This is a genomic window from Butyricicoccus sp. OF10-2, from assembly GCF_003481925.1.
GTDB lineage: Bacteria > Bacillota > Clostridia > Oscillospirales > Butyricicoccaceae > Agathobaculum > Agathobaculum butyriciproducens.
Genome location: NZ_QUMC01000003.1, coordinates 90,199 through 110,974, shown reverse-complemented (window position 1 = coordinate 110,974; position 20,776 = coordinate 90,199). Strand labels below are relative to the sequence as shown.

Annotated in this window: 10 protein-coding genes; all 10 read left to right on the top strand. The window is 55.5% G+C overall.

Going from position 1 to position 20,776, the window contains the following annotated elements:
* The 10 genes from DXB00_RS03050 (at nt 1) to DXB00_RS03005 (ending at nt 20,700) form a co-directional block, all read left to right on the top strand.
* The gene (locus tag DXB00_RS03050; protein ID WP_118729002.1) at nt 1-636 is read left to right on the top strand and encodes a YigZ family protein; all 636 of its coding nucleotides are present in this window, start codon (nt 1-3) and stop codon (nt 634-636) included.
* Nucleotides 637-756: 120 nt separating this feature from the next.
* Nucleotides 757-1,758 (top strand): deoxyguanosinetriphosphate triphosphohydrolase, encoded by a 1,002-nt coding sequence (locus tag DXB00_RS03045; protein WP_118729001.1) that lies wholly within the window; start codon nt 757-759, stop codon nt 1,756-1,758.
* A 58-nt stretch (nt 1,759-1,816) separates the two neighbouring features.
* Complete coding sequence (gene dnaG, locus DXB00_RS03040; RefSeq protein WP_118285635.1) at nt 1,817-3,583, top strand: DNA primase; 1,767 nt, start codon at nt 1,817-1,819, stop codon at nt 3,581-3,583.
* Nucleotides 3,580-4,818, top strand: coding sequence for an RNA polymerase sigma factor RpoD (gene rpoD / locus DXB00_RS03035; protein WP_110436306.1), 1,239 nt, complete (start codon nt 3,580-3,582; stop codon nt 4,816-4,818). The genes dnaG and rpoD overlap by 4 nt, the downstream gene beginning before the upstream one ends.
* A 628-nt stretch (nt 4,819-5,446) precedes the next feature.
* Nucleotides 5,447-7,531, top strand: a complete 2,085-nt coding sequence (locus DXB00_RS03030; RefSeq protein ID WP_118729000.1) for an elongation factor G — start codon at nt 5,447-5,449, stop codon at nt 7,529-7,531.
* Between the two features lie 389 nt (nt 7,532-7,920).
* A complete protein-coding gene (locus tag DXB00_RS03025) occupies nt 7,921-9,855 on the top strand; it encodes a sensor histidine kinase (RefSeq protein ID WP_118728999.1) in 1,935 nt (644 codons plus the stop codon).
* Entirely contained in the window at nt 9,845-10,519 is a 675-nt protein-coding gene (locus DXB00_RS03020; protein WP_158574639.1) for a response regulator transcription factor, read from the top strand. Before DXB00_RS03025 ends, DXB00_RS03020 begins: the two co-directional genes overlap by 11 nt.
* A gap of 175 nt (nt 10,520-10,694) precedes the next feature.
* Nucleotides 10,695-13,802 (top strand): fibronectin type III domain-containing protein, encoded by a 3,108-nt coding sequence (locus DXB00_RS03015; RefSeq protein WP_119214505.1) that lies wholly within the window; start codon nt 10,695-10,697, stop codon nt 13,800-13,802.
* Nucleotides 13,803-13,843: 41 nt separating this feature from the next.
* A complete protein-coding gene (locus DXB00_RS03010) occupies nt 13,844-14,035 on the top strand; it encodes a hypothetical protein (protein ID WP_147359179.1) in 192 nt (63 codons plus the stop codon).
* 35 nt (nt 14,036-14,070) lie between these two features.
* Nucleotides 14,071-20,700 carry an InlB B-repeat-containing protein gene (locus DXB00_RS03005; protein WP_119214503.1) on the top strand — a complete coding sequence of 2,210 codons (6,630 nt, stop codon included), beginning with the start codon at nt 14,071-14,073 and terminating at the stop codon, nt 20,698-20,700.
* Nucleotides 20,701-20,776 lie beyond the last annotated feature (76 nt).

The window sequence follows — 20,776 nt, the reverse complement described above, 5'->3', positions numbered from 1 at the left end:
ATGGAAAAAGACTACTTTGTGCCTTTTGCCGATTACGGCGAGGACAAATTTGAAGAAAAACGCTCCAAGTTCACTGGACGGCTGTGGCACGTTGAAACCGCCGAAGAGGCGGTAGCGAAGATAAAGGAGATGCGCGAGACCTACTGGGACGCGACACACAACTGCTACGCCTACATTCTCCGTGAAGGCAATGTGATGCGCTACTCGGATGACGGAGAACCGCAGGGCACGGCAGGCATGCCGATCCTCGAGGTGCTGCGCCATGAGAACCTGACCGACTGCGTTTGCGTTGTCACGCGCTATTTCGGCGGTATTCTGCTCGGTACGGGCGGATTGGTCCGCGCGTACACGCAGGGCGCGCAGGTGGCTGTCGCGGCAGCCGGTGTACAGAGAATGAGCCTGTACACGGTGGCGCTCATCGCGTGCCCGTACAATCTGTATGAGATTATTCTGCACCTGCTGCCGGACCACGACTGCGCGGTCGAGGAGACCGACTACGGTGCGGATGTAACGCTGACCGTGACGCTGCCCGCCGGTCGGGAGGACGAGCTCAATCGGGCGCTTGCCGAAGCCACGGCAGGGCAGGTCTACGCCGAGGTCATGGAGACCCGATTCATGGGTCGGCGTGTCAAGTAAATATCGGCTTGCAAGGCTCACAAAATTCTGAAAAAATTTTTGTGAAAAAAGAGGATTTTCAGATTTCGTTTCGTATAACTATTATGTGACGGATTCTCCGAGGCTGAGGAGGCGGTACATATGACCATTCGAGAGCAGAACGAACAGCGCGAGCACGCGGTGCTCGAGCCGTGGGCGACCTTTGCGGACAGCTCCGCAGGCAGGCTGCGCCCGATGGAGCCGTGTCCGTACCGCACCTGCTTTCAGCGCGACCGCGACCGCATTATCCACTCGAAGGCGTTCCGGCGGCTGGGCAACAAGACGCAGGTATTTATCTCGCCGGAGGGCGACCACTACCGTGCTCGGCTGACGCACACGCTCGAGGTCGCGCAGATTGCGCGGACAATCGCGCGGGCGCTTGGACTCAATGAGGATTTGACCGAAGCGATCGCGCTCGGACATGATCTCGGGCACACGCCGTTCGGTCACGCCGGAGAGGCGGCGCTCGATGAGGTTTGTCCGTTCGGTTTTCGGCACAACGAGCAGAGTTTGCGCGTTGTGGATGTGCTCGAGGATTTGAACCTTACGCGCGAGGTGCGCAACGGCATTGTCTGCCATACCGGCAGGCGCAAGGCGAGTACGCCGGAAGGCCGCATTATCCACTTTGCCGACCGCATTGCCTATATCAACCACGATATTGACGATGCGGTACGCGCGGGCATTATCCGCGAGAGCGATATTCCGCAGCATTTGAGGAAACGCCTGGGTGAGACGCACGGCAAGCGCATTGACACGCTGGTGACGGCGATGATCGAGTACGGTCAGCGGTATCTGGAGATCGGCATGGACGAGCAGATGCACGCGGACATGATGGAGCTGCGGCAGTTCATGTTCGATCATGTGTACCACGGCACGGCTGCACAGCGCGAGGAAAAACGCGCAAAATCCATGCTGCGCAGTTTGTACGAATATTTTATCGAGCATCCTGACGAGCTGCCGGACGATTACTTCGTGCTGCAGGCCCGGGGGGAGGCGCTCGAGCGGATTGCGTGCGACTATGTTGCAGGCATGACCGACCGCTACTCGATAGCGGTCTATAAGAATTTGTTTATTCCGAAAAGCTGGAATAAGATTGAGGATTAACGAAAATGGGTATTATATATTCGTTTTCGTTCGATAAATAGGGAAGGAGGGGCACGAAGTGCCGTTTGACCGTATATTTCTGGATGAGCTGTCCGCGCGGAACGACATTGTAGAGATCGTTTCGCAATATGTGCAGCTGAAAAAGAGCGGCGCGAACTATTTCGGTCTGTGTCCCTTCCACAACGAGAAAACCGGTTCGTTTTCGGTCTCGCCGGACAAGCAGATCTTTCACTGCTTCGGCTGCGGCGCAGGCGGCGGTGTCATCACCTTTATTATGAAGGCGGAAGGTCTGACCTTCCCGGATGCGGTACGCTATCTCGCCGAGCGAGCGGGCATGCAGATACCCGAACAGGGTGAAGCCGAGCGCAAAGCGGCGCGCCACAGAGAGCGTCTGTACGCGCTCTGCAGGGACGCCGGACGCTATTATTATGACACACTCTGGCGGCCGGAAAACCGAACCGCACAGCAGTATTTTATCAACCGAGGTCTGTCCCGAAGGACAATGAACCGTTTCGGACTCGGCTATGCACCGGATTCCTTCCACGCGCTCATCGATGCGATGACGGCCAAAGGCTACACGCGCGAGGAACTCATGGACGCCGGTCTGGTCAGCCGCAGCGAAAAGGGACATATTTACGACCGGTTCCGCAACCGTGTCATGTTCCCGATCATCGACGTGCGCGGCCATGTGATCGCATTCGGCGGCCGTGTGCTGGATGATTCCAAGCCGAAGTACCTGAACTCGCCGGAAACGCCGATCTTCCACAAGAGCCGCAATCTGTTTGCGCTCAACCTGTCAAAAAGCACGAAGAACGATTATTTTATCTTAGCCGAGGGCTATATGGATGTCATCGCGCTGCATCAGGCGGGATTTGATTCCGCGGTTGCATCGCTTGGCACCTCGCTGACCGAGGAGCAGGCGCGCATTATCGCGCGGCATACCGACCGCATTGTCATCTCGTATGACGCGGACGGAGCCGGTCAGGCGGCGGCACAGCGCGCGATCGACATCCTGAAAAAATGCGATCTGCAGGTCAAGGTGCTGCGCATTCCGGGGGCCAAGGACCCGGATGAATTCATCAAGGCACGCGGCGCGGATGCGTTCCGCAATCTGATTGAACGCAGTGAGGACCACAACGCGTTCCGCATTGAGCAGATTGCCGCAAAGTACGATCTTGAGGACGACGAAGCACGCGTGCTGTTCCTCAGAGATGCAGCGCGCATGCTCGCCGGCATCGAGAGTACCATTGAGCGCGAGGTCTACGCCGGACGTGCCGCCAAGATGGCAGGCGTGACCGCCGAAGCCATGAACGTTGAGGTTCGGCGCGAACTCGGCATTCAGCGCAAGCGGCGAAAGGCCGCCGAACGGCGTGAGATACGCTCTCCGGTCGGACTGGCGCAGCCAAAGGACAGGTCGCTGGCGTATACCGATATGAAATCCGCCAAGGCCGAGGAGAATGTGCTTAGACTTCTGTTCTCGGACCAGAAATTGATTGCCGTTGCCGAAAAGGACTTGCAGCCGGCGTGGTTTTCCGCACCGGTGCTGCGTAAGATATACGAGCGCGTGCTGGAGCTGAACCGAAACGACCAGATGGTCGATGTGCTGTCCTTTGAGGGATGGCTGGAGCCTAACGAAATGAGCCTGCTGTCCGCGATACTCGAACCCGGCATTCCGGCCGGAGAGCATCGAGGGGAACTGCAGGAATACATAAACACCATACGAATGCAGCGCGTCAAGGATGGAACCATTACGCAGGCGGGAGAGGACCCGCTGCTTACATTCGGACGCATCAAAAAACAAAACGCGGGAGGACAAACGATATGACGAAAGCAAACGCAAATGCAGCCGCAAACGCACAGGAGCAGCAGGCAGCACAGCAGCAGATCCTGCGCGACCTGCTCGCGCTTGGCAAGAAGAACGGCCGACTGACCCTCAAGGAGATCTCGGATGCACTGAGCCATCTGGAGCTGTCGAGTGAGGACATCGACAAGGTGTACGAGACGCTCGAGACCATGGGCATCGAGGTCGAGACGAACGGTGTGCTGGAGAAGGTCATCGGTGACGATGACGACTCCTTTGAGCCGGAGGAAGTGGAAGAGGTTCCGGAGGAAGAACTGGTCGATACCTCTGCCATGGCTGAGACGTTCGCCATTGACGATCCGGTCCGCATGTATCTGAAGGAGATCGGCAAGGTCGATCTGCTGTCTCCTGAGGAGGAGGTAACGCTCGCAGAGCGGATGCAGAAGGGCAACGAGGCCGCAGAGCGTATCGCAAACGAAGGCGATGCCATTCCGGCGGAGGAGCGCGCACAGCTTGAAAAGGATATCAAGCTCGGCGACCGTGCAAAGAAGCGTCTGGCTGAGGCGAACCTGCGACTGGTTGTCTCCATTGCAAAGCGCTATGTCGGCCGCGGCATGCTGTTCCTCGATCTGATCCAGGAGGGCAACCTCGGTCTGATCAAGGCAGTTGAGAAGTTCGACAGCACCAAGGGTTTTAAGTTCTCTACCTACGCAACGTGGTGGATCCGTCAGGCGATCACCCGTGCGATTGCGGATCAGGCGCGTACGATCCGTATTCCGGTACACATGGTTGAGACCATCAACAAGGTTATCCGCGTTTCCCGCCAGCTGCTGCAGGAGCTGGGCCACGATCCCAGCCCGGAGGAGATCGCCAAGGAGATGAACATGCCGGTTGACCGTGTGCGCGACATCCTGAAGATCGCGCAGGAGCCGGTATCGCTCGAGACGCCGATCGGCGAGGAGGAGGATTCTCACCTCGGCGACTTCATCCCGGACGACGACGCACCGGAACCGGCAGAGGCGGCCTCCTTTATGCTGCTCAAGGAGCAGCTCGTCGAGGTGCTCAAAACTCTGACGCCGCGTGAGGAAAAGGTTCTGCGCCTGCGCTTCGGCATCGAGGACGGCCATACCCGCACCCTCGAGGAGGTTGGCAAGGAATTCAACGTAACTCGCGAGCGTATCCGCCAGATTGAGGCAAAGGCGCTGCGTAAGCTGCGTCATCCGTCGCGCTCCAAGAAGCTGAAGGATTTTCTGAACTAAGCAAGATATCAAAAGCCGCTTACCATTGGTAAGCGGCTTTTTTATGGAAAACGGAGGATTGAGGATGGAGAATGAAACCGTTGCGTTAATTCTTCATGCTCAATTACTGCGATATTCGAGATACCGCAAAAATGCTTGACCGCCGGAGATGCGTCTATCGTGTTGTAAAACTGCGGCAGAATATTGCCTGAGATCGGTGGAACGGCCAGCTGTGCAAAATGCCGTCACAGGCTTTTCTTTGTCAGATTGTGCGAAGGGTGTTTTTTCTTCCTTTGTGAAGTAGCACTAAAATTATATCATTTTATTTGTAAGAAATAAACAAAAGCGGGCGATTTTGCTGAAAATCTTTCAGAAATGCAAAAAACAAAGGAAAATTCGGATTTTTTATCAGAATGTGTGCGAAACGTACACTAAGTGGCCGCCGCTGTTATTCGACGGCGTTGTGAAAAATGCTACATGAAAATTGCACAAAAAACTGCTTGCATACCTGGTTCATATGGTGTATAATAACGAAGAAGGGGAACGATCCCGCAAAGAGAGGATCGCTCCCGCGAAACAAAGCGCCCAGGAGTATAACGTGCCGGCAGGGCACGATAACAGGTTAGGGCAGGGGAGTGTAATATAAACTATGGCGAATTATCCGGTTAACAAGATCCGTAATGTATGTCTGATGGGTCACGGTGGCGACGGCAAGACCTCGCTGGTCGAGAGCCTGCTCAATATCGCCGGTGTAACCGACCGCGTTGGCAAGATCGCGGACGGCAACACGGTTTGTGACTTTGATCCCGAAGAGATCAAGCGCAAGTTTTCCATTTCCACGGCTGTAGCGCCGGTAGAGTGGAACGGCTGCAAGATCAATCTGCTCGATACCCCGGGTTTCTTTGATTTTGAAAGTGAAGTGCAGTGCGCACTGCGCGTTGCGGAGTCCGCGCTGATCGTCGCAACCGGCAAGTCCGGTCCGGGCGTCGGCACCGAAAAGGCATGGGCTCACTGTGAGGAGCACGCAATGCCGCGTATGTTCTACATCTCCAAGATCGACGAGGAAAACTCGGATTACTATAACTCTCTGCACAAGCTGCAGAAGCAGTTCGGCGTATCGGTAGCGCCGATCGTTGTCCCGATTTTTGAAGGCAACCGCGATACCGTTGGTATTGTGGACTGCGTTATCCGCAAGGCGTACCGCATGGAAGGCAACAAGCGTGTCGAGATCCCGATCCCGGACAACATGAAGGACCGTGTCGACCAGCACCGTGCAGCACTGTGCGAGAACATCGCCGAGCTGTCTGAGGACCTGATGGAGCGTTACTTCGCAGGTGAGGAGTTCTCGGATGAAGAACTGATCGCCGGTATCCGTCAGGGTGTGAAGGATCTGGTTCTCGCGCCGGTATTCTGCGGCACCGCTGCAACCGGTATCGGTTCCTACGCACTGCTCAAGGGCATTGCGGACTACATGCCGTCTCCCGACGAAAAGCCGGTTGAGATCTGCGAGGACGAAAAGGGCGAGCTGATCGAGATCAACTGCACCCCGAACGGCTCTGCCTGTGCATTTGTATTTAAGACGGTCGCTGACCAGTACGGCCGCTTCTCCTATTTTAAGGTTATGTCCGGCGAGGTTAAGCAGGATATGACGCTGGTCAACAAGCGTGCCGATGCAAACGAGAAGATGGGTCACATCTTCACCGTATGCGGCAAAAAGACGACCGAGGTTCCGGTGATTGGCTGCGGCGACATCGGTGCCGTTTCCAAGCTGGTTACCACCAAGACCGGCGATACGCTTTCGATGAGCGTTCGCAAGGTTGAGCTTGAGTCGATCGAGATTGCGCCGCCGTGCTACACGCAGGCAATCGCGCCTAAGGTAAAGGGCGTTGAGGAGAAGATCTCCACCGGTCTTGCTCGTCTGCGTGACGAGGATCCGTCCTTCGATACCGAGTTCAACCCGGAAACCAAGCAGCATCTGATCTCCGGTGCCGGCGATATTCATCTGGACGTTCTGTGCTCCAAGCTGAAGGATAAGTTTGGCGTAGAGGTTACGCTGACCGATCCGATCGTTCCGTACCGCGAGAAGATCCGCAAGGCTGTTACGGTAGAAGGCAAGCATAAGAAGCAGTCCGGCGGTCATGGTCAGTACGGCCACGTTAAGATGGAATTTGCACCGTATGCCGAGGGTGATTATCTGTTCCAGGAGAAGATTTTCGGCGGTTCCGTGCCGAAGAACTTCCATCCGGCAGTTGACAAGGGCATCCGCGAGGCGATGGAGCATGGCGTTCTGGCTGGCTACCCGATGGTTGGCCTGCGTGCAACTCTGCTCGATGGCTCCTACCACGATGTAGACTCCAACGAGCTGTCCTTCAAGATGGCAGCACGTCTGGCATACAAGGCCGGTATCCCGGAGGCAAATCCAGTACTGCTCGAGCCGGTATGCTCGCTCAAGGTCGTTATCCCGGATTCCTACATGGGCGATGTTATCGGCGATCTGAACAAGCGCCGCGGCCGCATCATGGGCATGAATCCGCTCGACGGCGGCAAGCAGGAGATCGTGGCCGAGTGCCCGATGGCAGAGCTTGGCGATTACGCGATCAAGCTGCGCTCCATGACGCAGGGCAGAGGCTCGTTTGTTTCCCAGTTCGAGCGCTACGATGAGGCACCGGTTCCGGTACAGGAAAAGGTTATCGCAGCGAATAAGGCTCGTCTGGAGGCGCTGAACAAGGAATAACATTCCCTGCATTTTGTGAAATTGAAACCGGCTGCGTGAGCGGCCGGTTTTTCTTTGCTTAACCGGTTAGGAATGGGTGTTTGACGCTTGCGAAGCGAACGAAACTTGCCTACCCGGCAGGGGCACAAGAGGGTAGACACCTGCGGTTTCCACCCTCTGATTTTCATCCCTTTCCCTTAGAGGGCATGGCGAAAATCGGAGAGCGGCGGCTGCGAAAAAGGGGAACGGCAGAGAATTTTTTCTACCGTAGGGGAGCACAGTGTGCTCCCATTTCTTTACCTCTACGCAGTGCCAGATACTTTGCTGCTACACAGGCGGTTTCATTCTCACTCCTATCTTGCAGAAACTGAAGATTTCTCCTATAATGAGATTTGAAGGGGGAGCTGCCCATGAAGAACAAACGAATGCGCTATATATCGATAACGGCGGCTATCCTGCTGGTTTTTGTGCTGCTGATGCTGCTGTTTTCCAACCGATCCGGCGATTTCAGCGCAATGGAAGCGCAGAACGGCGTACTGGATGCAACATCAGCGGACTTTTCGTCGGCGGTATATGAAATAGACGGTGAATGGACGTTCTATCCTGAGGTGCTCGGCAGCGGCGCAGAGCTGGACGCTGCCCAACCGGGAGAACGCAATGAATCCATTCCATACGGCTCATATCGGCTGAAAATACACGCGCAGCCGAAACAATACCTGACACTCGGCGGCTACTCATTCGATTACAGCACGCGCGTGTTGGTAAACGGCAGTAAAGTGCTCGAAATCGGCAAGGTGGGGGCGTCTGCGGCGGAGTCTGAGCCGCGCATCGACTACATGCTCATACCGATTTACACCGGCGAGGATGGCGAGGTCGAGGTGGTCTGTCAGTACGCGAATTTCGTGCACCGCGAAGGCGGCGGTCTGACGCAGATGCACCTGTCCACCGCGGAGAACATCGACCGCATGCGCCGAAGCCGGAATCTGTATTCACTGGTGCTTGGCGGTTCGCTGTGCCTGTTCGGCATGTATTTTCTGCTGTTTGCGGTATTTCAGGGCGAGAGCAAGTATGTTTTCCTCGCGGTCATCTGTGTGCTGCTCGGTCTGCGCGACCAGAATTTCTATGTGCTGCATCTGCTGCCTGCAAACTACAACTGGGCAGTCGCATATCGGTTTCTGGTGCTGATGATTACGCTGCAGCCGTGTTTTCTGCTGCTTTTGCTGCAAAGCCTGTACGAAAAACTGGCGAAGCCAATCGTTGTGCGGTGCTATGCGGCGCTGTATGCCGTGCTGGCGGCGGCGCATTTTATCCTGCCGACGCAGGATATCGCACCGCTGAGTAAAATCGGGTACTATCTCTCGATGCCGTTTTTCCTGTATCTGGTCGTACAGCTGATTCGGCGGTTCTGGCGCATCCGGCGGTTTGAACGGGACGATGTGCTTGTTCTGCTCGGCTATCTGCTGCTGTTCGGCTCGAACGTGTACGAGGCGGTATTTGGCCGCATCGTGACGACCATCACGCGCCACGGAGCAGCGCCGCCGTATCTGCTGGTGTTCGTGTTCCTGATTGCGGGAGCCATCAGCCTGAAGATCAACCGCCGGGAACAGGAGCTGTCCGAGAGCCGCCGTCAGCGCGAGGTGCTGACCCAGCTCAACCGGCTGAAAAGCGAATTTCTGCACCAGATGGCGCATGAACTGAAAACACCGCTCACGGTCATGAGCGGCTACGCGCAGCTGACCGACTGGCAGCTTGGCACCGGAGAGGTCAGCGCGGACGCGCATGAACACATGCAGACCATTTCGTCCGAAGCGCAGCGGCTTTCTGCGCTCGTATCGCGGCTGATTGATCTCGCCAACGGAGGTTCACCCGATATTGAGATGGGCGTCATTGACGCGGTGCAGCTGCTGTCCGGTGCGGCGGATGTATGCCGTCCCATGCTGGAAAAAAAGCACAACCGGCTGGAAAGCGACAGCGGAGACGGTATTGCGCTCTGGGGCAATCCGGAAATGCTGCTGCAGGTGCTCATCAACCTGACGGTCAATGCCAATCGCCACACGGAGAACGGCGTGATTGCCTACCGCATTACGGACGAGGGCGAGCGGGTGTGCCTGCGCGTGAGCGATACCGGCAGCGGCATTGCGCCCGACCTGCTGCCGCATATCTTTGAGAAGGGCTGCAGCGGCGACGGCGGCAGCGGTATCGGTCTGACGATCTGCGCGGACGCGATGAAGATTCACCACGGCTCGCTCGAGGTGGAGCATACTGATGCAGACGGCACGGTGTTCCGGCTCGAACTGCCGAAAAAGCCGCTCAAAACACAAGGAGAGAACGATTGTGGAAGATAAACTGATTTTGCTGGTCGAGGACAATCCGCACATCATGGCGATCAACGACGCGGCACTGCACATGCGCGGTTACCGCACCCTGCAGGCGGAAACTGCACACAAGTGCCGGGAGCTGCTGTGCTTTCACGCGGTGGACTTGATCGTGCTGGATATTCTTCTGCCGGACGGCGACGGCGTGGCGCTGTGCCGCGAGATCAAGCAGGAATACGATGTGCCGATCCTGTTCCTGACCGCTATGGGCGAAAATGAGGATATCGTCAAGGGCCTGACCGCAGGCGGAGACGATTATCTGACAAAGCCGTATGATCTGGAGGTGTTCATGGCCCGCGTGGAAGCGCGTCTGCGGGCGGCGCACCCGAAGGAACGCGCAGTACGGCTTGGCCCGCTGCGGATGAATCTGCTGAGCGGACGCGCGTACATCGGAGAGACCGACCTGAACCTGACGCAGAAGGAGTTTGCGGCGCTGCTGTATCTGGCGCGGCACCCGAACCGCAGCGTCAGCGCGCAGGAACTGTACGAGGCGGTCTGGCAGCAGCCGATGGGAGCCGACCCGCATGCCGTGCGCATGACGATCTCACGGCTTAAGCAGAAGCTCGGCGGCGAGGATGCGAGGGTCACGGTCAATTCGTACCGCAGCAGCGGATATCGGCTCGAGGAGCAATAATTGAATATTTACAGCGGACGGCGAAGGTAACAAATTTGGTACCTTCGCGTCCGCCGCCTTTTTGCCCTTATACTGAAAGTACGGTGAAATACCTGTATCCTCGGACGGTGCTCCGCGGTAAAGCAAGGGGAAAGCCGTGGAAACCGTTTATTTCATAAGGCAAGGAGGAAGAAAGATGAAAAAACGAATTTGCAGTTTGCTGCTGATATGCAGTATGCTGGCGGGTCTGCTGCCGCAGATCGTGCTGCCGCAGGCGGCGGCAGCGGATACTGCAGCAGCGGATACTGCAGTAGCAAAAGACGGCTTTGGTCTGCCCACGGAAGAAAAAACGGGCATAAAAGACACAGCCACACTTCGTAATAACCCGTACGGCACGCTGGGATGGGTTCCGCTGTTCCAGAACCACGAGCTGGTCGTAGCCGGTGTGGACTCGGATGAGTTCCAGACGACATACGAGGGCGCAGTCAAAGGAAAGGGTAAGCAGATGTCTACGTTTCGGTGGAGCAACTCGACCGATGTCGGCAATGCCGAGCGTATTGCGACTGTGGCGTTTGATCCGAACGGCACCGGCAAGGATGAATACATTGCGAATCTGGTATTTGATAAAAGTTCGGCACGGCTTCACCTGTATGTGACGAACAAGGATCGCAGAGTATCGAAGGTTGTCCAGATTGGTGATGGAAACGACAGTGAATACATCAAGAAACTGAAATTCTACCAGACCCGCGCTATGCTGAGTCTGGTCGCAGGCGACTTTGACGGTGACGGCAAGGACACCCTGATGGTCTACACGCCGGGCAACAACAACAGCACGGATACGGTAGACAGCATTAAAGAGTATACGTTCAGCGGCGGCAAACTGGATGAGGGTAAGCGCGTTATCAACCTCGGCGACGTCATTGACGGCGGCCGAAACGCGCTGAAAGCAATGCTGTACCACGACGGCAACGGCGATAACGAGCTGCGTGCGCATCTGAGCGTTGATATGGAAGTCGGCGACGTGGATATGGACGGTATCGACGAGCTGGCAATGACAGTCAATGTCAACGACCTGAAGGAGAAATCGTATGACGGTCATACCGACTACGAGAAATCCTATCTGACGGTTTACGATTACAACAACAATAAAAGCTGGAAGCAGCTGATGAACAAGAAACTGCTGAACAGCAATGACGGTCCAAGCGGCCGTGCCCGTTTTGCAGGCGTAACCATCGGTTATGTCAGCAATGCGCCGAGCGGCAGTATGCCGCCGGAAGTTGTTGCGGTAGGCTACTACGATCAGAATGGTGATTATCAGGACTGCGACTTTAACAAGAGCAAGCTGCTGGCATACAGCTATCAGTACAGCACGAAGGATAATTCGTGGACAGAGAAATGCAAGGCAACCGAAGTTGTCACCAACGGCTTTACCAATACCGGCACCAAGGGTGACGATGTGCAGAATCCGATCGCGGTAGCGGCTGTTGCAGCGGACGGCGTGAACACCAAGGAATATCTGTTCATTTCCGGCAGTATGTATCAGATTGGCACGGTGGACGGCAATCAGCGGCTGTCTATCCTGAACGGCTCGGATAAGGGCCATGACCGCTGGCTGGGCGGCCGTCTCATCAACAACAGCGGTATTCTGGACTATGCCGTCGGCAATTTTGACGGCAACAAGCAGGGCATGGAACAGGTATACTACGTTGAGTACCGCAAGCAGGAGACCTTCGACAAGCAGTTTTTGAAGATTGGTCAGCTTTACAAAGGCTCGACTGGCAGCACGTTCAACCGCTGGGAGGATGATTGGACATACTATGACAAGAGCAACTGCAATCTGGCGCTTACAACGGCAGATGTAAACAACGATGCCATGCTCGCGAAGATCCAAAGCGTCAGCACCGGCTATACCGACCCGAAGGTAATGGCGATTCTGGAGGCGTCGCCGCATTTTGCGGAGGTGAATGACGGCGATATCGGAAACTCGCAGACCGGAATCGGATACAGTAAGGATAATACTGTAACAGTAACGGCATCCGGTTCGTTTGGTTTTGATATCATGGCGGGCTTTGAATATGTTGCACCGCTGATTGAGACCGGCGGCGGTGTTGAATTTAATACCAGTCATACCTTTACTGTTGGTGCAACAAAATCTACAAGCAAGGGAATAACGGTCGAGTGGAATAATGATACGAACGACAATATGGTGCTCATGTATGCAACACCGATGACCTATTACGAGTATCAGGTGAAGTATCCGGATGACACAAAGAAGGGCAATTCGCCGAAGCTGACCAGTTCTATGACGCTGGCGGTTCCGGGTAATCCTTCGATGAACATGGTTTCGGTAGATACTTATAATAAGGCTGCTTCGGCGTACGAGGGTATGCAGCAGATTGGCAGCAACCTGCATCTGGGCACGTCCGGTCAGCCGAATACGTATCGTTCCAGTCTGCCGAGCGGTAAACATTCGGAGCAATCCGGTAGAGTTGGTCATTACAAAGATTCGGGTACACAGCTGCAGAGTTTTACGGCTGCAACCAGCAGCGGCGTAAACTTTGAGTACTCCTATGAGGGTTCGGTGCAGATGTATGGTGTAGTTGGCGGCTTCAAGGCTGGCGGCGGCTATCACTGGGGAGCAAGCGCCGGAACCGAAAGGGTAAACACCAATACGATTACCAAGCTGGGCGCTGTTACCGGCGGCGGCGATTCGCGCTATAACTTTGACTGGAGCTTCGGCACATGGACGGTACCGTTCAACGGCGATGAAGTACCGGTATTGGGCTATGTTGTCAGCAATGTGACGGCACCGCCGTCTCCGGCGCAGGATCTGTCGCTGAGCGAGCAGACCACCAACAGCATGGTGCTGTCGTGGGAATCCGGCGACCGTCCAGCAGAGTATTACAAGATTTACCGCTATCTTAAAGATAATAAGGAAGAACCGTTCGTATTGATTGATACTGTGGATGCGGCTGAATCTTCGAGTGGTCAGTATGAGTACACGCTGAAGGATCTTGCACCTAATGCGAAGTATCAGTATGCGATTACCTCGGGATATTACACCAGTCAGGAAGAATCGGTTGAAAGCGAGATTATTGCCGGTACAACTCTGGCAAATGATAAGAGCCGTCCGGACATCAACGGACCGGATAACGCAATCGTTCAGATGAACGGCTCGGCAACCTCGAGGTACTGGCTTCTGTACCCGATGAGTACAGCAGCACGAGATACCAGTGGCAGCAGCGTCTGCCGGGCAAAAAGTGGGGCAATATTGCAGGGGCAACTAGGGACAGCTATACTGTAAAGTCGGTATCGAGTGACCTGAACGGTGCGATGTACCGTTGCGTGGTAACATGTTATGACGGTGCAAGAACGCCGATTTCGTTCTACAGTGATGCGGCAACGCTGACGGTTGGTACACCGCAGGCAACCGCCGGTTTGACGGTATCCGGTACTTCGGAGGGCAGCGGCACTCAGGATACCCCGTATATCGGTCAGAGTAATTTCAACACGGTTAAAACCACGACAGATCCGTAAAGACAACCGTTCCGTGCACCGTAGAAGCCGATGACATGACGCTGAATGTTTACGAGGTAAAAGATCAAGCGGGTACGGTGCAGGGATATGTCGGCATCGGTGAAAAGAAGGAAGACGGTTCGATATCGACCGTATACTACGCCGTAACAAAGAATGGCGAGACGTATACCGCAGGTGCGGAACTCACCATGAATACCACCTATCAGTGGAAGAACGGTGATGCAGACGCAGCGGTGCCGAGCACAATTACGCCGGAAACCGTGGTGATAGACAAAAACGAAAACGAAAACGCAAAAGCAAAAGCGTTTACGCTGGACAGTACAACGTATGTACCGACAGCCGCGGAATACGACGAAAGCAAGTACCGGAACGGCGAGCAGTACCTGATTCACGGTATGGATACCGTGACGGAGAACGGAGTTGAAGTTCCGCGCTATATCCTCAGCAAGATGGATAAGTCGACCAGTGGTGCAGACAGTGCCGCAGAGGACACCTATACCGTCAAGTATTATCAACTGCTGAAGAAGGCAGAGAACAGCTATGAACTGACCAAGCTGACCTGCACACAGCAGACGACCTTGGGCAGTTATACGGAGCCTTCCTTCACACTGGTAACAAAGAAAACTACGGTTGAAAATAAGGTTACGACCTCTACGCCGGGTCCCGGTACGGCGCTGACCCTGACGACGAAAACGGCGGAAAAGGCGGAAAAGAACGGCGCTGCACTCGGCAATGTGGAGTACACGCTGACGATTACGAACACGTCGGACGGCACGGTCAGCACGATTGTCGGCAGAACGAACAGCAGCGGCACGGACAGCAAAACGTGGACTGCACCGACAGCCGGTCTGTATGCCATCACAACCACCGCAACCGGCGGCTTGACAAGTGATACGGTATATTATCTGGCAGGCGTGCAGAGCGTAAAGGACGGCGATACCAGCACAACGGAGACCGTTTACACGCTTAAAAGCACTGTTGGCAAAGAAAACAAGATTACGAGCGTATACGGCACGCCGATTGCTCTGACCGTGCAGCAGCAGACTGTAACGAAAAACGGAAACGCTGTTACCGCAGGCAACAAAACAGAGGTTACGGGAGATATCGCCTACACCTGGCGTCAGTCCGGTCAGAGCGAGAGTAAGGAAACGGCTATCACTGACAGCATTTTCCGACCGGAGAAGGCGGGAACCTATATCATTACGGCATATCAGGATGATAGCGATACTTCCAAGCGCACCAAGCTGGCATCCACGACCATTACAGTAAAGCGCAAGCCGCTGGAGCTGTATGTTACCTGGGATAAGGATAACGCCACGCACACTTCGACCGAAGCGCCGGACAGCAAGGGCGCATTGGTGGTCAAGGCGGATGCGCTGGAGACAGGTGATTCCCTGCCGTCGGCAATTACAGCCGCATGTGCGCTGTATGCTGACAATGGCAATCGAAAGAACGTCAGCGGCCGCTTTGAGGTAACGATTGCGGTCAACGGTGAGGACGCGGCTGTGAAGTCGCTGCTCGAGAAGTACGAGCTGAATCTGACCAAGCGCATGCTGGTTGTCAAGCAGGACACCTTGAGCGTAACCTATCGCGCCGGGGAAGGCGGCTCGCTTAGTGCAAGCTACAACAGCGGCAACCTCGACCAGAAGTTTGAAAGCGGTAAGAACATCGCTAAGAACACCAGGCTGATGTTTGATGCCAAGAGCAACGACGGTTTCATTGTAAAGGAATGGAAGGTCAACAGTCAGTCCATTACCGGTAATACCAATTACAAGGTGACGGATATTCTGTCGAACGGCAAAAAGGTCGGCGAACGACTGACGGTAGCGGCGCTGACGGAAAAGCTGGACGTAGAAGTAGCCTTCAGCAGTGATTCGCACACGATTACCTTCAGCAGCGGCGAAGGCGGTAAGCTGACCGCAGCACTGAAGGACGGCGGTGCAGTCACGACCGGACAGAAGATTGCGGAAGGCGCAAATGTGACGTTCACGGCTGCGCCGAACCCCGGTATGTCGGTAGCAAGCTGGGTGGTGGACGGCAAGCCGTATTACTGGCGGGGTACGACCGATTTGTACCGCGAGTCCACACTGATACTGGAAAATGTGCAGAAGGACCGCAATGTAAAGGTAGAATTCAGCAGCGCAGGCAAGCATAAGCTCACCTTCAACATCGAGTCGGAAACCGGCAGCACCTTGCCGTCCGTGCAGACCTCGGCGAAGCTGGCAGACGGCACAGCGGCAGATCTGAATGCGGTTCCGGACGGTGCGGCAGTGACCTTTGCGCTGGAAAATCTGGGCAGCAACTACACGGTCAAGACGTGGAAGGTGGATGGTAAGGAAGCCGCAAATTCGGGTACGCAGAAGCAGTTTACACTGCGCAATATCACTGCAGCGCATACGGTTACGGCTGTAATCAATGCGGCGCAGGAGGTAACGCTGACCTTCAAGGCAGTGGATGCAAATGGTGCCCCGATAACCGCAGACATTGCTTCCGTTACCGCAAAGATTAAAAACGGCAATGCGATTACCAGCGGCAGTACGGTCGGCAATTATTCGACGATTGAGTTTGCTGCTGCGGTAAACGAGAATTACTACGTTTCTCAATGGACTGGTGCGGAAGCGGATAAAAATGATTCGGCAAAGGCCTCCATCGCAAGTCTGGAAAAGACCACTGAGGTTATCGCGCATATCGCGGAGAAGCCGAAGGTGACGGTGGCTGCGCCGGTCAACGGCACAGTCGAAGTTGCTGGCACACGCGGCATCCAGAATGTAACATTGATTGGTGCGGCAGGTGAAAACGGCCATGTGAATATGAACAGCACGGCAGCAATTACAGCAACACCGAGTGATGGCTACTTCGTCAAGAGCATTATCGTTACAACTGACGGTGCAGCGCAGACATTCGATTACGACAATGCGAAGGACTATCAGCCGGGTAAGGTAACGAAGGATGATATCCAGATTACGAAGGATACCTTGGTTCAGGTAATCTTTGCAGAGAAGCCGACGGTAACCTTTGGCGGTGACACTCACATCACCGTAACGGCAAAGCAGGGTAACAAGACGCTGAGCACCGGCGATCATGTCGAGAAGTACAGCGGCGATATCGTATTTACGGCAACACCGGATGATGGCTACGAGACTGACAACTGGAATGTTACCGGTTGGACGAATGTCAACGGAGCAGAAAATGATAACACCACTTATACCCGGAGTGGCTCTATCGAAAGCAATGTAGACGTTCATGCAACGTCTAAGGCGCTCCCGCAGTACGACTTCACCCTGTCCGTTGATTCGCTCGGTGACGAGGGTGACGGCGGTACAGTTTCCGCAAAAATCACCCGCAAGGGCATGAGCGCATACGAACAGGAGAACCTCGAAGCAGGCAAGCACCGCTTCTACCGCGACTCGAATATCACGATCACGGCGGTGCCGAACGCAGGCTACCGCGTACAGGACTGGACCATCAACGGCCAGACCACGGCGGATACCGCAACGAGCCAGACGCTGACCAATCGGCAGGGCAATGTCACCGTTTTGGTTCGCTTTGTCAAGCTGGTGACCGGCATCACCTTCGGTCCGACGGACAAGAACAGCGAAGGCGGATACATCAGCGAGGCAAATCTGGTAAACAATAATGAGTCGATCCTTGACAGTGCAGAGACAGGCGCAAATATTGCACTGAATCTGCCGATCCAGTTTACGGCAGAAGTAAAGCCGGGTTACGAAATCGAAGGCTGGTACGTTAACAATGTGCGTGACGAGGAAGCAGGCAATTCGGAAACCTATAGCTATCCGAATACGACCAGTGCAAGCTCGATTTACATTGCACCGAAGTTCCGGCAGGTTGAGTATGACATCACCACAGGCGATAACGTCACCGTAAACGGACAGAACCGCACAACCGCACGCGGCGGCGAGTCGCTCACCTTTACGGCAGTACCGCCGGCAGGTCAGAATGTGACCGGCTGGGCGGTAAACGGCGAGGCTGTACAGGGCAGCGGCAATACGCTGACTTGGACGGTCGAGAACGGCTGTCTCACGAAGCCGAACGTAACGGCATATCATGTTGAAGCACAGTTCAGCGCAGGCGAGTACGAAGTAACGTACAGCCAGCCGGCAAACGGCAAACTAACGGCTTCCGTTGAGAGCGGCACACAGGTCAACGGCGGCACTAAGGTTGCCTTCACTGCAGAACCCGATGAGGGTTACGAGATTGACGAGTGGACGGTAAACGGTCATTCGGTTGCCAACAGCGGCAGCAGCTACACGCTGAACGTAACCGAAAACAGCACGGTTGCAGTCACCTTCAAGGCAATGGTTCCGGTCAGCGCCGTGCGGAACGGCAGAAACGGCAATATCGCCATCACCGCAAACGGCAAGACGGTTTCGGACGGCTGGGTATCCTCCGGCGCGGACGTGACCTTCACCGTAACGCCCGAGAACAAGGACGATATGGTGCAGCAGTGGACGGTAAACGGCTCGACAGTCGCTGAGATGACCGATACGGCAGATGCACCGCTCACTTATACGGTCAAGAATGTAACCGCAAAGACTGAGGTTTCCGCAACGCTGATTGAGCGCCCGACATACACCATTACGGTAACGAGCGAGGGCAGCGGTACGGCGTCGGCAGAACCGGCAAGCGTCAAGCGCGGCGGCAGCACGACTATTACGGCAGTGCCGAGCAGCAATAGCTACTATCTCAAGGAATGGTCGGTTAACGGCGGTGCTGCACAGGCTGCCTCCGGCAATACGCTGGCACTGACGGAAATTCGCAGAAATACCACAGTCAAGGCCGTATTTGACGGCGCGATCAACTACGATGTAACCCTGGATGTTCAGGGTGCAGATACTGGCACAACGGTTGCTGCAGCGGCAAACGGCAAGGCCATTACGCCGCAGAAGAACAGTCCGGCAAGTGTTACCCGCGGCAGCAAGGTTGTATTTACGGCAACGCCTGCCGTAGAAAACGGACAAAACAAGCAGATGGTCGCACAGTGGACGGTAAACGGTGTAGATCAGAATAACATCTCTAACGAGCTGGTTATCCCGAGCCTGACCGGCAAGACCGATGTGGCTGTCAAGTTCGTTCCCTACGAAGGCTTCGCTATTCCGACCGGCGGCACCGGCTGGAAGGTCTCCGACGTAAAGCGCACACCGGAGGACACTAAGCCGGCAACCGAAATCCGCAAAAACGGCACGGTCACCTTTACGATGACGCCGGTTGACAAGCGCCTGTTCCGTAAGCTGATAATCGGCGGCATGGACTGCATGGCACTGCCGACTACTGGCAATGTCACCGCCGTGAAGAACGGCGCGGCGTACACGATCACGGTCAAGGATGTGACGAGTGATATCACGGTTGACGCGGAAGCGGTTGAGTATCAGGTAGCAAGCAGCACGCTTGCGACCGTTCCGACTGCACTGAAGGGTACGTTCGACTCGCTCGACAAGCTGAAATCCGCGCTCCGTTCCAAGGTGAACAGCGCAGTCACCGAAGCGAACACTGCTTATCTGGATATCGTTCTGCAGTACAAGAGCGGTACGGATTGGGTAACGGTTACGAATCCTGCCGACTTCCCGGAGGGCGGCATGGACGTTCAGGTTCCGTACAGCACGCTGGCGGCAACCAATGCGCCGAACAGCAGCTATAACTTCTCGGTCGTTCATATGTTTACGACTGATATGAGCGGCAAGACGGTCGGCGATACGGAAACGCTCACGCCGACCAAGCTCGACGATGGAATTACGTTCCATGTTTCCAGCCTGTCTCCGTTTGCCATCGGCTGGTACAAGAGCACCGCACCGTCCGGCGGCGGCGGTGGCGGCGGCGGAGCCGTTGCCCCGACCACCTACGATGTTGTGATCCCGTCCGCACTGGCGAATGTCGTCAAGGCGGATAAGACCAAGGCGGCCGCAGGCGACACCGTAACGCTGACTGCTGCCGGAGAAGGTACGCTGACTGTCACGGACGCAAACGGCAAGACGGTTGCCCTGACCGACCTCGGCAGCGGCAAATACACCTTTAAGATGCCGTCGGCTAAGGTCAGCGTGGGCTTCAAGACCACCGCAGATCAGCCGTGCGACGGCGGCAAGGATTGTCCGTCCGCACCGTTTACGGATGTAGATACTGCAAAGTGGTATCATCTGTCCGTTGATTATGTGCTCACGCACAAAATGATGAACGGTGTATCGAGCCGTGCATTTGCACCGAACGCCAACCTGACGCGCGGTATGCTCGTGCAGATCCTGTATAACCTGGAAGGCAAGCCGAAGGGCACAGCGGCGAACTTCTCGGATGTGCAGGCTGATGCATGGTATGCCGAAGCAGTCGGCTGGGCAGCGTCCAATAAGGTCGTAACCGGCTATGCAGACGGTACCTTCCGACCGAATGCCGCCGTCACCCGCGAGCAGGCGGCAGCGATCCTGTATCGCTACGCCCAGAGCAAGGGTATCGACGTAAGCGTGGGTGAGAATACCAATATTCTCAGCTATGTGGATGTTCAGCAGGCCAGTGAGTACGCGATTCCGGCTCTGCAGTGGGCAGTCGGCGCAGGCGTGCTGAACGGCAAGAATGGCGGCCGTCTGGCACCGACCGGCACCGCCACCCGTGCCGAGATCGCAGCGATCATGCAGCGCTGGTGTGAAAACATCATCAAGTAACGGCAGACAAAACAGCAAGACAGAGAAAAGGGCTGACCCGACGGGTCAGCCCTTTTCCTATGCGGTTAGCGGTTAA

What these genes read in the sequence shown, in the direction of transcription:
- DXB00_RS03045 (WP_118729001.1), top strand. Translation starts at nt 757, where the DNA reads ATGACCATTCGAGAGCAGAACGAACAGCGCGAGCACGCGGTGCTCGAG.
- DXB00_RS03030 (WP_118729000.1), top strand. Translation starts at nt 5,447, where the DNA reads ATGGCGAATTATCCGGTTAACAAGATCCGTAATGTATGTCTGATGGGT.
- DXB00_RS03015 (WP_119214505.1), top strand. Translation starts at nt 10,695, where the DNA reads ATGAAAAAACGAATTTGCAGTTTGCTGCTGATATGCAGTATGCTGGCG.
- DXB00_RS03025 (WP_118728999.1), top strand. Translation starts at nt 7,921, where the DNA reads ATGAAGAACAAACGAATGCGCTATATATCGATAACGGCGGCTATCCTG.
- DXB00_RS03005 (WP_119214503.1), top strand. Translation starts at nt 14,071, where the DNA reads ATGACGCTGAATGTTTACGAGGTAAAAGATCAAGCGGGTACGGTGCAG.
- DXB00_RS03050 (WP_118729002.1), top strand. Translation starts at nt 1, where the DNA reads ATGGAAAAAGACTACTTTGTGCCTTTTGCCGATTACGGCGAGGACAAA.
- rpoD (WP_110436306.1), top strand. Translation starts at nt 3,580, where the DNA reads ATGACGAAAGCAAACGCAAATGCAGCCGCAAACGCACAGGAGCAGCAG.